This window comes from Pseudomonas sp. PS01298 (assembly GCF_029959745.1).
GTDB classification, from domain to species: Bacteria; Pseudomonadota; Gammaproteobacteria; order Pseudomonadales; family Pseudomonadaceae; genus Aquipseudomonas; species Aquipseudomonas aylmerensis.
Window position 1 is genome coordinate 97191 of sequence record NZ_JASCPP010000004.1, and the last position, 14824, is coordinate 112014.

13 protein-coding genes are annotated in these 14824 nt (G+C 64.7%); 4 read left to right on the forward strand and 9 right to left on the reverse strand.

Going from position 1 to position 14824, the window contains the following annotated elements; translation table 11 throughout:
* Positions 1-56: 56 nt before the first annotated feature.
* From QMX97_RS03320 to QMX97_RS03340, 5 genes are read right to left on the reverse strand one after another with little or no spacing between them, the layout of a single operon-like run.
* A complete protein-coding gene (locus QMX97_RS03320) occupies positions 57-1019 on the reverse strand; it encodes a Dyp-type peroxidase (protein WP_262135044.1) in 963 nt (320 codons plus the stop codon).
* A 49-nt stretch (positions 1020-1068) separates the two neighbouring features.
* Positions 1069-1887 carry a sugar phosphate isomerase/epimerase gene (locus QMX97_RS03325; protein WP_282395998.1) on the reverse strand — a complete coding sequence of 273 codons (819 nt, stop codon included), beginning with the start codon at positions 1885-1887 and terminating at the stop codon, positions 1069-1071.
* A 1-nt stretch (position 1888) separates the two neighbouring features.
* Positions 1889-3088 carry an FAD-dependent oxidoreductase gene (locus QMX97_RS03330; RefSeq protein WP_282395999.1) on the reverse strand — a complete coding sequence of 400 codons (1200 nt, stop codon included), beginning with the start codon at positions 3086-3088 and terminating at the stop codon, positions 1889-1891.
* Positions 3085-3411 carry a MocE family 2Fe-2S type ferredoxin gene (locus tag QMX97_RS03335; protein WP_065905839.1) on the reverse strand — a complete coding sequence of 109 codons (327 nt, stop codon included), beginning with the start codon at positions 3409-3411 and terminating at the stop codon, positions 3085-3087. The genes QMX97_RS03330 and QMX97_RS03335 overlap by 4 nt, the downstream gene beginning before the upstream one ends.
* Positions 3412-3440: 29 nt before the next feature.
* Positions 3441-4535 (reverse strand): fatty acid desaturase family protein, encoded by a 1095-nt coding sequence (locus QMX97_RS03340; RefSeq protein ID WP_282396000.1) that lies wholly within the window; start codon positions 4533-4535, stop codon positions 3441-3443.
* Positions 4536-4697: 162 nt separating this feature from the next.
* Between QMX97_RS03340 and QMX97_RS03345 the strand changes: the two genes are divergently transcribed.
* Complete coding sequence (locus QMX97_RS03345; RefSeq protein WP_065905835.1) at positions 4698-5747, forward strand: LacI family DNA-binding transcriptional regulator; 1050 nt, start codon at positions 4698-4700, stop codon at positions 5745-5747.
* A gap of 235 nt (positions 5748-5982) precedes the next feature.
* Here QMX97_RS03345 and QMX97_RS03350 read toward each other — a convergent pair whose 3' ends face one another.
* The gene (locus QMX97_RS03350; RefSeq protein WP_282396001.1) at positions 5983-7947 is read right to left on the reverse strand and encodes a sigma 54-interacting transcriptional regulator; all 1965 of its coding nucleotides are present in this window, start codon (positions 7945-7947) and stop codon (positions 5983-5985) included.
* A 184-nt stretch (positions 7948-8131) separates the two neighbouring features.
* Between QMX97_RS03350 and QMX97_RS03355 the strand changes: the two genes are divergently transcribed.
* The 3 genes from QMX97_RS03355 to QMX97_RS03365 are packed head-to-tail and all read left to right on the forward strand — an operon-like array spanning position 8132 to position 10872.
* Positions 8132-9151, forward strand: a complete 1020-nt coding sequence (locus QMX97_RS03355) for a Gfo/Idh/MocA family oxidoreductase (RefSeq protein ID WP_282396002.1) — start codon at positions 8132-8134, stop codon at positions 9149-9151.
* Complete coding sequence (locus QMX97_RS03360; protein WP_282396004.1) at positions 9148-9927, forward strand: TIM barrel protein; 780 nt, start codon at positions 9148-9150, stop codon at positions 9925-9927. Before QMX97_RS03355 ends, QMX97_RS03360 begins: the two co-directional genes overlap by 4 nt.
* 18 nt (positions 9928-9945) lie before the next feature.
* Entirely contained in the window at positions 9946-10872 is a 927-nt protein-coding gene (locus QMX97_RS03365) for a sugar ABC transporter substrate-binding protein (protein WP_065905828.1), read from the forward strand.
* 504 nt (positions 10873-11376) lie between these two features.
* Here the strand turns inward: QMX97_RS03365 and yghU are convergent.
* The 3 genes from yghU to QMX97_RS03380 are packed head-to-tail and all read right to left on the reverse strand — an operon-like array spanning position 11377 to position 14823.
* A complete protein-coding gene (gene yghU, locus QMX97_RS03370) occupies positions 11377-12213 on the reverse strand; it encodes a glutathione-dependent disulfide-bond oxidoreductase (protein ID WP_120448197.1) in 837 nt (278 codons plus the stop codon).
* A 2-nt stretch (positions 12214-12215) separates the two neighbouring features.
* Positions 12216-13661 (reverse strand): efflux transporter outer membrane subunit, encoded by a 1446-nt coding sequence (locus QMX97_RS03375; RefSeq protein ID WP_083221434.1) that lies wholly within the window; start codon positions 13659-13661, stop codon positions 12216-12218.
* Positions 13654-14823 (reverse strand): efflux RND transporter periplasmic adaptor subunit, encoded by a 1170-nt coding sequence (locus QMX97_RS03380; RefSeq protein ID WP_282396007.1) that lies wholly within the window; start codon positions 14821-14823, stop codon positions 13654-13656. The genes QMX97_RS03375 and QMX97_RS03380 overlap by 8 nt, the downstream gene beginning before the upstream one ends.
* Position 14824: the final 1 nt, after the last annotated feature.

The window sequence follows — 14824 nt, forward strand, 5'->3', positions numbered from 1 at the left end:
CTGTAGTAGCCGGCTTGCCGGCGCCTACAGTTGGGATGCGTACTTCCTGGGTCGTGCTATTGCCCGATCGTTCGGTCGGCCAGCTCTTCCAGCAGGTCGGCCGAGGGCACGAAGAACAGGCCGCCGGTGACCGCCGTGCTGAAGTCCAGCAAACGGTCATAGTTGCCCACCGGGCGACCGACGAACATGTTCTCCAGCATCAACTCCAGAGGCTCCGGCGAGCGCGCGTAGCCAATGAAGTAGGTGCCGAACTCGCCGGCACCCGGGCGGCCGAAGGGCATGTTGTCACGCAGGATTTTCACTTCCTCGCCGTTCTTGTCGGTGATGACCGTCAATGCGCTGTGGGAGTTGCTCGGCTTGGTCTCCTCATCCAACTCGATATCCGAGAGTTTGGTGCGCCCGATCACCTTCTCCTGGGCTTCGACTGTCAGACCGTTCCAGGCCGTCATGTTGTGCAGGTACTTCTGCACCAGCACATAGCTGCCGCCCTCGAATTCCGGGTCTTCGGCGCCGACGATGGTGAACCCCACGGCCTTGCGGCCTACCGGGTTTTCCGTGCCGTCGACAAACCCGATGATGCTGCGCATGTCGAAGTAGCGGAACCCCTGGACTTCATCCACCACCTTGACACTGTCGCCCAGCGCAGCCATCACGTGGGTGGCGAGTTCAAAGCACAGGTCCATCTGCTCGGCGCGGATATGCAGCAGGATATCGCCGGGCGTCGACACCGCCATGCGCCCTTCCACACCGAACTCCCGGAACGGGTGCAGCGCCGCCGGGCGTGGTGCGCCGAACAATCGATCCCAGGCATCCGCACCAAACCCGCAGACACACGTCAAGTTGCCCGCCGGCACCCGCTTGCCCACCGAACGCACCAGCCCGGCGATGTCCGCGCACCAGGCGCGCACGTGGTCTTCACCGCCTGGGGTGACGGTGGCGACCATGAAGATCGCGCTGCTGGTGATCGGGTGGCAGACGGACTGCGGCTCAAGAGGCGGCTGAACGGAGGAAGTCGGCATGGGGCAAATCCAGGCTAAGGGCGAGAGTGAACCCGCGCAGATTAGCAGATCATTTCTGACACTCCTGCCACACATCGCGAATCAACGACTTGAGCTTGAGCGCTTCGGCCCAGCGATCACTGATCTCGCAACCGTCGGCGCCGGTGATCGCATAGGGCGGCGGGCCGAGTTCGCAGGTGAAAGACAGGCTCTGCGGGGTGTCGGGGCGCGCCAGCCAGTCCTCGATGCCGTAGCGCCACCAGCCGGTAAACCGCTCGACCCACGCTTGATGCTGGGGAAACTCAAGCGAGACCTGCACCTGCTCGCTGCTCGCCACGCGGCCATGAAAGCCCCAGCTGTGACGCAGGATCGTGCGTATCTGTTGATCATCCTCGACGGCCCCGGGCTCGGGCAACTCGCGGCCGACCACGTAGTGCGACAGGTCCGCCAGCAGCTTCAGGTCGGGCATCTGCGCCAGCAGGTCGAGCGTGAACAACAGGTCATTGGTGAGGCGATAACGGTGGGTTTCCAGCAGCACCGGAAAGTCCACCTGCTCGGCGAGGCGCTGCCAGCCTTCGACCAGCCTGGCGGCCTCGGCCTGGCTGCGCGGCCGCACATCGGCTTGCAGGGTCAGGTGATGGCAGCCATGACGGCTGATGACATCCAGCGCCGCCGCCAGATCATCCACCGTTTGCGGGAACAACTGACCTTCGATCTGCAAGCCGCAGGCGCTGGCGGCGGCGTGCAGGCGCGCGACATCCGCGGCTTTCCAGTAATGGTCGGTGACGCCATCGAAACCGGCGGCGGCGATGCGCTCCAGCTGTGCTTCCAGGGGACCGGGCTCGGTTTGCATGGCCCACAGCGATTGAAATACCAGAAATTGGCGCATATCAGCCTCGCAGCAATTGTTTAAGCGACAGGCCGGGGTCGGCCAGGCTGGTGGGGTTGAGTGGGATGCGTGCACTGATCAGCCGTTCGCAGAGCTTGATGTCCTTGGCCACGCTGTTGCCCGGCGCCCAGCCGCAGGCGCCTTGCAGGTGGTGCTCGGCATCCAGGTAGAACAGCAGCAGGCCGCCCGTGGGCAAGGGTCGGCTGACGGTCAGCGCGGTGCTCACGCCGACCGTCTGCAAGCCCCAGTCGTACTGGTCGGACCAGAAACCGGGAAGCGACTCGAACGCCAGCTCGCGTCCCAGCAGGTTCAGCGCGGCGTGCCGGCCCTGGGCCTCGGCATTGCGCCAGGTTTCCTGGCGCTGATACTCGCCGTCCAGGCGAAACTCGCAGACATCGCCGGCCGCGTAGACATTCGGCGCGCTGGTGCGCAAGTGTGCGTCGACACGAATGCCCTGCCCGACGTCCAAGCCCGCCGCTGCAGCCAATTCGATATTGGGCTGCATGCCGATACCGACCACCACCAGGTCGCAGGGCAACCGTTGCCCATCGACCAGCACCACCGCGTCAGCGTCGATGGACTCCAGGGCCACATTCAAGCGCACCTCCACGCCGTGAAGGCGGTGCACGTCCAGCAAGGCTTCAGAGATGACCGGCGGCAGCACGCGCCCGGCCAGGCGTGGACCGGCCTCCAGCAAGGTGACGTCGCACCCGAGGCTGCGCGCCGTTGCCACCACTTCGAGGCCGATAAAGCCACCTCCGACCACCACCAGCCGAGCGCCAGGGCGCAACGCGGCTTTCAAGGCCAGCGCTTCATCGTGGGTGCGCAGGTACAACACATTCGCCTGGGCCTGGGGCAGGCGGCGTGCCCTGCCCCCGGTGGCCAGCAGCAACCCGGCATAGGCCAGCCACTGGCCGTCGGCCAATTGCAGGCGCTGTTGCGCGGGGTCCAATTGACGCACCGGGTTGCCGGCGATGTGTTCAATGTCCAACTCGGCCAGCCGCGCCTCGTCGCACAGGCTGCACCCCGCCAGGTCGATGCTGCCCTGCAACAAGCCCTTGGACAGCGGCGGGCGCTCGTAGGGCAAATGCGCTTCATCGCCGATCAGGATCAGGCGCCCGGTGTAGCCTTCTTCGCGCAGGGTCAGCGCCGCACGGCCACCGGCATGGCCGGCGCCGACGATGATCAGGGCGTCGTTCATCCTGCGGCCGTGACGGCGAGCAACACCCGCCCCGCTTCGACCCGCACCGGATAAGTCTTGAGATTGACGCAGACCGGCGCGCCAAGGGCCTTGCCGGAGCGGTAATCGAAACGCCCGTTGTGCTTGGGGCACTCGATCACGTGGTCCATCACCAGGCCGTCGGCGAGGTGGATTTTTTCGTGGGTGCACAGGCCGGCGGTGGCGAAAAATTCATTCTCGGCCGAGCGATACACCGCATAGGTATGTGGCCCGTGGTCGAAGCGCATCACGTCTTCTTCGTCTATTTCGCCCACGGCGCAGACGTCGATCCATTGATCGTTCATGGCGATTATCTCTTGTTTTTTAAAGGGGCTCAGCCTGCAGTGGCTTCTGCATGCACGGCGGTCGTGGCGGCGGCCTCGGTACGCTGGCCAATCGGGCGTTGCACGAAGTACGTGGGATCGCTGCGCTGCTTCCAGATCGTCGGCAGGATCTCTTTGTACGCCTCGAGGATATTCGCGTACGGTGGCGGGCAGTCGCCGCGAATCTCTTCATGCAGCTGCGCCAGGGCGTGGTACGGCACCATTGGGTACATGTGGTGTTCGAGGTGGTAGTTCATGTCCATGTAGATAAAGCACAGCACCCGGTTCATGTAGATGGTGCGGCAGTTGCTGCGGTGGTCCAGCACATCTTCGGCCAGGCCTACGTGCTGGGTGAGGCCGAACAGGTAGCCAAGCCAGGCCCCATAGAGGCTCGGCAGGCCCACCAGCATCAGCGGCAGCCAGCTGTGCAGGTACAGCGCAGTGCCAATGACCAGCGCATAAATGCCGACCCAGATACGCGCGGCGCGAAACACCTTGGGCCACTCGGATTCGGGGATGAAGTCCTGCTCCTGCGCACTCATCTGGCCGATGGCATGGCGGGCCACGCCACTGAAGGTTTTCCAGGCCAGCGGCAGGTTGAACAGGCTGAGAAACATCATCCACAGGCTGGGCGGGCGCGGCTCGACGATCTCCGGGTCGCGGCCGACAACGATGGTGTCGGTGTGATGCCGGGCATGGCTCCAGCGCCACACATGGGGTTCGAAGATGCACATGAAGCTCGCCACCTGGTACAGCGCGTCGTTCATCCAGCGAGTCTTGAACGCGGTGCCGTGGCCGGTTTCATGCCAGCGCGGGTTGGACGCCGTGCCGTAGAGCACGCCGTAGGCCATGAAGAACGGTACGCAGGCCCATGAGCCCCAGAACCAGTAGCCGCCAAAGCCGGTGACCAGCAGCGCCGAGATCCAGAGAGCAGTATCGAGCAAGGCCGGGCCGTCGCGGCGCTGCATCAATTCTTTCATGCGTTTACGCGAAATCGGCGATTGGTACCAACTGGCCGAGACCAGGCCTTTTTCCGCCGCGCGGGCAGCCTCAGGGCCGGTCAGGCTGTAGTCACGACGGGTGGGATGAGCGGTGTGTCCAGGCATTGTTATTGTTCTCCGCAAGCGTGGGTGTTCAGGTGCCTTGCGAAAGAAACCATAGAGCCTGGGTAAATCACCCTCAAGGCCTTGAATCCATTCCCTATCAAGCTATCATCCAGGCCCAGCGGGGCTTGATAGTTTTCTATCAAGACGCTCAAGGGGCCTGTCATGAACAACAATAAACGCCCAACCATCGCCACCGTGGCCGCCCAGGCGGGCCTCAGTGTGGCCACCGTCGACCGGGTCCTGAATGCCCGCGCGCCGGTCAACCCGGACACTGCCGAACAGGTGTTCCAGGCCGCCGAAGCCGTGGGCTATTTCGCCGCGCGACTGATCGGCCAACGCATTCGCGAACGCCGTCCCACCTACCGCTTCGGCATCCTGCTGCTTGGCACCGCGCAGGCGTTCTACGCCAACCTCGCACACTCGATCAGCGACGCCGCGCAGCACCACGCCACGGCCAACCTGACCTGTCAGTTCGACTACATCAACGACCGCACACCCAGCGCCATCGTCGCGCAGATCGAGCAACTCGCCGTGCAATGCGATGCGCTCGCAGTGGTCAGCTTTGCCCATCCGCTGATCAACGCCTGCCTGGCGCAAATCCGCGCGGCCGGCGTGCCGGTGGTCGCGTTGCTTTCGGATATCCATGAACACGGCGTCGAGCCCTATGTCGGCCAGGACAATCACGTGGTCGGACGCACCATGGGTTGGCTGCTCGCCCGCACCTGCGGCGCACGCAAAGGCAGCGTCGGGATCCTGTTGGGTGGCCACCGTTTCCTCGGTCACCAGGCGCGGGTCGAAGGCCTGCACAGCTACCTCGCCGAACACGCGCCGGGCCTCAAGCCACTTGAGCCGCTGATCAACCTCGACAACTGCGACATCACCGAAGAAGCCACCCTCGACCTGCTCACCCGCCACACCGACCTGCGCGGCCTGTGCGTGGTCGGCGGTGGCGGCGACGGCGTGATCAACGCCCTGGCGCAACTGCCCAAGCGCCCGACGCTGTGCAGCATCCTGCAGGAGTCCACCGCGCTGTCCCGCCAGGCACTGAGCCAGGGCTTGATCGATGTGGTGATGGACTCACAGCCCCGGCAGACAGCGCACGCACTGGTGCAGTTGCTGGTGCAATTGCAAAGTGGCGAAGGGTTTGATCCGCTGCGGCATCGGGTGCATATAGCGCCGCAGATCGTGACGTCGGAGAACATGGGGGCTTGAGGGCTGGTGCTTGGGGGACGCGGAGCGTCCGTTGAGGCATTCCCACGCAGAGCGCGGGAACGATCGGTGAGGAGCGTTTTTTCATGGTTTGTAAGGGGCCAGCAAGGCCATCTGGGACAATCCTCGCCGCTGCTGGAATCGGTGGCCCGTCTGCGTTTAGGGTGGCTCTGTGTTCGGAGCATCTTGGGGGGCGCTGCCCCGCAAGACCGCGCCATCGATCCTTACCTGCCCACGCCTACAGGGGGCTGCGAAAATCTGCGGCACTCAGGCCAAACCGGCTCATCTTGTTGTACAGCCCACCCCGCGACACGTTCAGTTGCCGCGCGGCCAGGCGGATGTTGCCGCGGGTGGTGGTGAGTGCGGCGACGATGGCTTGCATTTCGTGGCTGCTCAGGTCCTGGGCGGGCTGGGGTTCGTAGTGGCGCAGCGTGGCGCGCGGTCTGGTTTCCAGGGGTAGATCGGCCGCCTGGATCAGTTCGCCCGTCGCCAGGTTGGTGGCGCGCTCGACGCTGTTTTCCAGCTCACGCACATTGCCCGGCCAGGCGTAGGCCGAGAGCATTTCCAGCGCTTCGGGGGAAAAGCCCTGCACCGTTTTACGCAGCGAACGCGCACAGCGCGCAAGAAAGTGCCGCGCCAGCAACGGGATATCTTCACGGCGCATGCGCAGGGGCGGCACGGTCAGGTTCAGCACGTTGAGGCGGTAGTAGAGGTCTTCACGGAATGCACCCTCGGCCACCGCCTGGCTGAGGTTGCGGTGGGTGGCGGCGATGATGCGCACGTCCACCTGCCGCGAGTTCTTTGCACCGACGCGGGTGATTTCGCCCTCCTGCAACACTCGCAGCAGGCTGACCTGCGCGTCGAAGGACATGTCGCCGATTTCGTCGAGAAAAATCGTGCCGCCATCCGCCAATTCGAACTTGCCCGCCGAGCCGCCACGGGCCGAGCCGGTGAAGGCCCCTTCGACGTGGCCAAACAGTTCGCTTTGCACCAGGTCCCGTGGGATCGCGCCGCAATTGACCGCCACAAACGGGCCATTGGCGCGGTCGCTGGCATTGTGGATGGCCTGGGCGAACAGCTCCTTGCCGGTGCCGCTTTCGCCGAGGATCAGCGTGGTGGACTCACTGCGACTGGCGATGCGCCCCAGGTGCAGCGCGTCCTGGATGGCCCGCGAGGTACCCTGGATGGTGTCGAAGGTGTAGCTCGCCTGGGTGCCGACGATGCGCCGGGTGATCTCGCGGATGCGCCGGTTTTCACGCAGGGACACGATCACCCCGCCCTGCTCCAGCGGGCACACCGAGACCAGGCACGCGAGCTGACTGCGGTTGTGCAGGTGAAAGGTGCAGTCGAGATCGCGAACCGCCTCACCCAGCGCGTCGCTCAATTCACTGCGGCCCAGGCGCTGGAACGGCTGGCCAAGCAGTTCCAGCCCCACGCCGAACAACTGCCGGGCATAACGGTTGAGGGCCTTGATGCAGCCGCGCTCATCCAGCACCACCAAGCCTTCGTTGAGCACTTCGAGCACTGTTTGCTGTTCTTCCAACAACCCTTGCAGGGCCATTTGTCGCGACACTGCCTCGGCCGCCGCCTGCACCGTGCCCAGGGTATGAAAGTGAAACCAGCCGGGTTCGGCGGTCAGGGTCAGCATGGCCAGCGTCTGGCCCTGGGCGTTTTTGATCGGCGCCGCGGCGCAGTGCATGCGGCGCTGGCGCAGGCCACTGGCGAAGTTTTCCTCGGCCAGCACGTACACCAGGTGGTCCTCGGCCAGCGCCAGGCCGGTGCAGTTGGTGCCCTGGACCGACTCGAGCAGGCGACTGCCAACGGGGGTGATATCCAGCCCACAGAAATACAGGGTGATGCCATCGGCATCGGTGAGGTTGATATGGCCGCGCGGGTTGTAGGCCAGCAGCCCATGCATGACTTGCGCTGCTGCGGCGATCAGCACGCGATGGCTGGCCAGGGTGGCGGCAAGCGTATCGGCGCTGGCAAAGCGGTAGGCGTTGTCTGCCGGGTCGATCCCGGCCTCGACGCTGCGCCGCCATGAATCCCAAATCACCTGGCGGACCGCCGCCGGGCGTTCGACCTGGCCACTCCGGCAAGCCTGCCACGCGTGCTCCAGCGCGGCCACCGGGCCGTCGTTGAGTGCCGCCGGGCCCAGGGCCGTGAGGTAGTCGAGGTCTTGCACGCGGAACGCCATGCTCATCGGATTATCCATGTGTAGATTTTTGACATGTCAGTATAGACATGTCATTTAAATGAACACATTTTGTTTATTTATATTAATTAATCCTTACACATCAATGACTTGTGAATTGGCACAGGCTTTGCTCCCGCCCCTGTGCCTGCCAGGACCGTCCTGGGGCCAACAATAAAAAAGGGGTCACTTCATGAGTACACAGAACATCCGCCTGGGTTTGATCGGTGCCGGTCGCATGGGCAGCTTTCACGGCCTTACCGCCGCCCGGCATATCCCCGGCACCTGCCTGGCCGCCATTGCCGACCCGACCCCAGGCCAAGCCGCAAGGCTGGCGGCGGAACTGGGCGTGGAGAAGGTCTACACCGACCCGCAGCAGTTGCTCGACGACCCGGACATTGACGGCGTGCTCATCGCCGCCCCGGCCCGCAGCCATGCCGAACTGGTGATCCGCGCCGCGCGCGCCGGCAAGGGCATCTTCTGTGAAAAACCCATGGCCATCACCCTCGATGAAGCCGACCGCGCCATCGCTGCCGCTGCCGATGCGCAGGTTCCGCTACAGGTCGGGTTCAACCGACGATTCGCCAAGAGCTTTCGCACCGCGCACCTCGACGTGGCGGCCGGGCGTATCGGCACGCCGCAGCTGTTGCGCTCGTTGACCCGCGACCCGGCGCTGAACAACCCGGCCAACTCGCCGCAGTGGGTGATCTTCCTGGAAACCCTGATCCACGACTTCGACACCCTGCGCTACCTCAACCCCGGCGCCGAAGCGCTGCAGGTGTATGTGATGGCCGACGCGCTGATCGCCCCGGAATACAAAAGCAAAGGGTTCCTCGACACCGCCGTGGTTGCGATCCGCTTTGACAACGGTGCGATTGCCACCGCCGAAGCCAACTTCCAGGCGGTGTATGGCTACGACGTGCGCGGCGAAGTGTTCGGCAGCGCGGGCATGCTGAGCATGGGCAGCCTCAACGAGTCGGACCTGGTGCGCTACCTCGCCGAGGGCATCCAGGCCGACACGCAGCGCATGGACACTGACCTGTTGCGCGACGCCTACATCGCCGAGCTCAACCATTTTGTCGACTGCCTGCGCACCGGTGCCCAGCCCCTGGCCAGCGGCGAAGACGCGCGCGCAGCCCTGGCAATTGCCCGCGCCTGCATCGAGTCGTTTGAAACCGGCAAGGCCGTGGCCGTGCAGGGAGCCCGCCGATGATCCCGTTCAAACTGGCGATCAGCGCGGAGATGGTGTTTCTCGACCTGCCGTTTGTCGAACGCGTACAGCGCATTCATGCACTGGGTTTCAGCGCCGAAATCTGGAGCTGGACCGACAAGGATATCGCCGCACTGGCGGCCACCGGCGCTGACTTCACCTCCATGACCGGCTATATCAGCGGCACCCTCACCGACCCCGACGGCATCCGGTCATTGCTCGACAGCGCACGCGAGTCCCTGGGCGTGGCCGCGCAGCTGAACTGCCCGAGCCTCAACCTGCACGGTACCGGATTGGGTGAAGGCGGCCTGCCGGTGCGACCCGTCAACCAGACCACCGGGCGCATGTGGATGAGCGCGTGCAAGACCCTGGAAAAAATCGCACGCCTGGGCGAAGACGCCGGTCGTGTGTTCCTGCTGGAAAACCTCAACACCGAGGTCGACCACCCCGGTGTGCCGTTCGCCCGCGCCGACGAGACCCTGGCGCTGATCGAAGCCGTGGGCAGCCCGCACTTGAAGATGAACCTGGACCTTTACCACGCGCAGATCGGCGAAGGCAACCTGATCGAACTGATCCAGCGTGCCGGCAGCGCCATCGGTGAAATCCAGGTAGCCGACGTGCCCGGGCGCCAGGAGCCGGGCACCGGCGAGATCCACTACCCGGCCATCGCCAGGGCCTTGCACGCCATGGGTTACACCGGCGTGGTCGGCCTCGAAGGCTGGGCCAGCGGCGACAGCGAGCTGGCCCTGGAGCGGTTCCGTCAAGCGTTCACCCTATAACAATAAAGGAACATTCTCATGCATCGCTATTCATTGATCGTTGCCGCATTTCTACTGCTGTTCAGCCAATGGAGCTTCGCCGCGTACCGCATCGGCGTGAGCATCGCGCGGGTCGACGATAACTTCATGACCTACGTGCGCACCGGCCTGGAAGCCGCCGCCAAACAACAGGACGTGCAGATCCAGTTCGAGGACGCCCAGGGTGATGTAGTGCGCCAACTCAACCAGGTCGAAGGCTTCCTCAACCAGAAAGTCGATGCGGTGATCGTGCTGCCGGTCGACACCTCGGCCACCGCCAACATGACCCGCGCCGCCGTCGCCAGCAAAATCCCGCTGGTGTACGTCAACCGTCACCCGGACGAACGCACGCTGCCCAAGGGCGTGGTCACCGTGGCCTCCAACGATATCGAGGCCGGGCAACTGCAGATGCGCTACCTGGCGGAAAAACTCGGCGGCAAGGGCAATGTGGCGATCATCATGGGCGACCTCGCGCAGAACGCCACCCATGACCGCACCGAAGGCGTCAAGCAGGTACTCAAGGACTTTCCCGGTATCAACATCGTCGAGCAGCAGAGCGCCGAATGGCAACGCAGCAAAGGCATGGACCTGACCAGCAACTGGCTGCTGGCGGGCACGCCGTTCGACGCAATCGTGGCGAATAACGATGAAATGGCGATCGGCGCCGCCATGGCGTTGCAGCAGGCGGGCAAGGCCAAGGGCGAGATTGCGATCGTCGGCATCGACGGCTTGCCCGATGGCTTGGCCGCGATCAAGCGCGGGTTGCTCACTGCCTCAGTGTTCCAGGACCCCAAGGCCCAGGCCACCCAAGCGGTGCAATCGGCGATCCGGATGATCAAGGGTGAACCGATTGAATCGGAAGTGTGGGTGCCGTTCGAATTGATCAAGCCCGAACAGGTGGCGGTGTTCGAACAGCGCTACAAATAGGTGGGTACATGAAGATCCACACGCGGAGGCGGTGGATCAGCTGCATCATGGTTGACTGACCCACCGCCTTCGCGGGCAAGCCCGCTCCCACAGTGGAACTGTGTCAGGCACAGGAATCAGGTCAGCCCCTCCACACACTGTGGGATCTGAGCCAGGCACAGAATCCAATCCCGCCACAAATAAGTGTGGGAGCTGGCTTGCCTGCGAAGGCGGTGGGTCAGCTGCATCATGGTTGACTGACCCACCGCCTTCGCGGGCAAGCCCGCTCCCACAGTGGAACTGTGCCAGACACAGGAAATAGGCCAGCCCTCCACAAACTGTGGGAACTGAGCCAGCCACAGAATTCAGCCCAACCACAAATAAGTGTGGGAGCTGGCTTGCCTGCGAAAGCGGTCGATCAGCCACGTCATGGTTGACTGACCCACCGCCTTCGCGGGCAAGCCCGCTCCCACAGTGGAATTGTGTCAGGCAAAGGAATTAGGCCGGCCACACGTTCACCGGCTGTCAGTCCAGATCACTCGCATCGTGCCGCTCTGCCAGTTGCTCTTCGGGCGCCCCTGAAACTCGGTTCACCCGCCGCCCGCGCTGCACGGCAGGTCGCGCTTCGATCGCCTCGGCCCAGCGCAGTACGTGCTTGTACTCGTGCACCGACAAGAACTCCGCCGATTCCCCGTACAAGCGGCCTTTGACCAACCCGCCATACCAGGGCCAGATCGCAATGTCGGCGATGGTGTATTCATCCCCGGCAATGTACTCGCTCACCGCCAGGCGCTGGTCCAGCACATCCAGCTGCCGCTTGGTTTCCATGGCAAAGCGGTTGATCGCGTATTCCATCTTGCTCGGCGCATAGGCATAGAAATGCCCGAAACCACCGCCCAGGTACGGCGCGCTGCCCATCTGCCAGAACAGCCACGACAGGCACTCGGCACGCGCGGCGGGCTCTGTCGGGAAGAATGCCCCGAACTTCTCCGCCAGGTACTGCAGGATCGCGCCGGACTCGAACACGCGGATCGGCTGCGCACCGCTGTGATCCATCAAGGCCGGAATCTTCGAGTTCGGGTTGACCGCGACAAAGCCGCTGCCGAACTGGTCGCCGTCGCCGATCTTGATCAGCCAGGCGTCGTATTCCGCGCCCGTGTGCCCCAGGGCCAGCAGCTCTTCCAGCAGGATGGTGACCTTCTGCCCGTTGGGCGTGGCCAGGGAGTACAGCTGCAGCGGGTGCTTGCCCACCGGCAAGACCTTTTCGTGCGTCGCGCCGGCGATGGGCCGGTTGATACTGGCGAAGGTGCCGCCACTTTCGGTGTCCCAGGTCCAGACCTTCGGGGGTACGTAGTCGGTCATGCTTACTTCTCCTTGGTTTCAGTACTGTTCGATGTCGCCAGCTGGGCCACGTTCCATCCGCCGCCCAGGGCCTTGATCAGGCCCACATTAGCGCTCAATTGCTGGGTTTGCAGTTGCAATACACTGCGCTTGGCGTCCAGCGCCGCCACCTGGGCGGTCACCACGTCCAGATAGGCCACCGCGCCCTGGCGGTAACGCGAGGTGGACAGGTCCTCGGCGTATTGCGCCGCAGCGGCAGCATCACGTTGATCCTCCAGGGCCGCGCCCAGGCCGGCGAGCTGCGACAGGTTGTCTTCGACCTGCTCGAACGCCGCCAACACCACGCCGCGGTATTTGGCCGCCGCTTCATCGGTGGCAGCCTTGGCGATGTCCACCTGGGCCTGGCGCGCGCCGCCGTCGAACAGCGTGCCCACCAGCGACGGGCCAATCGCCCAGAACAGGTTCGGCGCACTCAGCAGGCGGGCAAACTCATCACTTTGATAACCGCCCTGCGCGCTCAGGGTGATCTGCGGAAACCACGCGGCCTTGGCCACGCCGATACGCGCATTGGCGGCCGCGATCCGGCGCTCGGCAGCGGCGATATCCGGGCGCCGTTGCAACAGGCTGGACGGCACGCCGGTCGGCACCGTCGGCAAGGCTATCGGCGCGACATTCACCGCCACGCTATAGGTCGACGCCGACTCGCCGAGCATCGCCGCGATCGAATGCTCGAGCAGCGCGCGCTGCACCTGGCTCTGGCTCAACTGCGACTTGACCGTCGACAGCTGCGTGCGCGCCCGCGCCACATCCAGCCCGGAGACGATACCGCCGCCGTGCAGGCCTTCGGTCAGGCTCAAGGCCTTGGCGTAGGCGTCGCGGCTCTGCGCCAGCAGTTGGTTCTGCCAGTCGATGCCGCGCAGGCGCAGGTAACTGTCGGCCAGTTGTGCCTGCAGGCTCAGGCGCACCGAGGCGAGGTCGGCCTTGGCCGCTTCGGAATCACTGGTGCCGGCGGCGACGGTGTCGCGCACGCGGCCCCACAAGTCGACTTCGTAGTCGACCTCCAGGCCCAGGGTCGCGGAGTTGTAGATATCCGGCGAGGTCGCCGAGCGCAGCGGCTTGGTGTCCGACTGGCGAATGCGCTGGCCGTTGCCAATCGCCGACACCGTCGGGAACAGCCCCGAGCGCGCCTGGGCCACATAGCCCTGCGCTTGCTGATAGTGCGCCAGCGCCGCGCTGAGGTCCGGATTATTACGCAACAACTGTTGCTCCATCGTCTCCAGCTGCGGGTCGTTGTAGAGGCGCCACCAGCCGTCACGGTTGGCCTGGTCGTCGGGGCTGGCGACGGTCCATGGCCCTTGGGTACGGAACTGCGCCGCCACCGGCGTGGGCGGCACCTTGAGCGGTGGTGCGAGGGAACAGGCGCCCAGGCCCAGGCAGGCGGCCAGGGCCAGCAACGTAGGCTTAGCCATGAGGTTTGACCTCGACAGGCGCGGCGGCCAATTGCACCGCATCGTCATCGGCAAGGCCATCCGGCGGCGTGTCGATCACGCGGTCGGCGGCCTGCAGGCCACTGGCGATTTCCACGCTGTCGCCAAAGTCGCGGGCGATGCTCACGGTCTTGAAACGCACGTGGTCCTGCGCATCCAGGGTCGCGACGCGCATGCCCTTGTCATCGAACACCAACGCGCTGGACGGCACGCGCACCACGTCGGCCTGCACCGGCAGGTCGAACTGCACGCTGGTGTAGCCGCCGGGCAAGAGCCGTCCACCGGGGTTGTCGACCAGCAGTTGCACGAGGGTGCTGCCGGACGCCGCGTTCACCGCATCGGCGGTGGCGATCACCTTGCCGGTGAAGGTTTCGCCACGGTATTCCGGCACGCTCAAGCGCGCAGTGGTGCCTTCGCGGATCTGCGGTGAGAAGGTCTGCGGCACTTGCACGTAGACGCGCAGGCGGCTGACATCGGCCACCGCGAACAGCTCCTTGCCGGCCGTGCCGCCGGCGCTGATCAACGCGCCGACATCCGTGCTGCGCGCGGTGACCACCCCGGCAAAGGGTGCCACCAGGCGCTGGAAGCCCTTGGTCGCGACCAATTGGTCGACGTTCGCCTTGGCCGCCGCCACCTTGGCCTGCTTGGCGGTCAGGTCACCGGTGCGCTCATCGACGTCCTGGCGCGACACCGAGTCGGTCGACAGCATGGCCTGCCAGCGCTTGGCGGTGGTCTGGGCCAGGTTCGCATCGGCCTGGGCCGACGCCAGCGTGGCGCGGGCCTGCAGCAACTGCTGGTCGAGTTCGGGGGTGTCGATTTCAGCGAGCACCTGCCCGGCCTTGACGCGAGTACCGATGTCGACGTTCCAGGATTTCAGGTAGCCATTGACCCGCGCAAAGATCGACGCGCGCGAATATGCCTCCATGCGCCCCGGCAGATTGAGCACCGGGCCCTGGGCGATGACCACCGGTTTGATCAGGGTCACGCTGGGCAAGGCATGGGCGTCGGTCCAGGTCTTGAGGTCCCGCGACTCACTGGCGCGCACGCCGATGCCGACCACAACGATAAGCACCACGACCACCCCGCCCACGATCAGCCACAGCAGGCCACGGGAAGACTTTGGTTTGGAAAGAGCAACGGACATG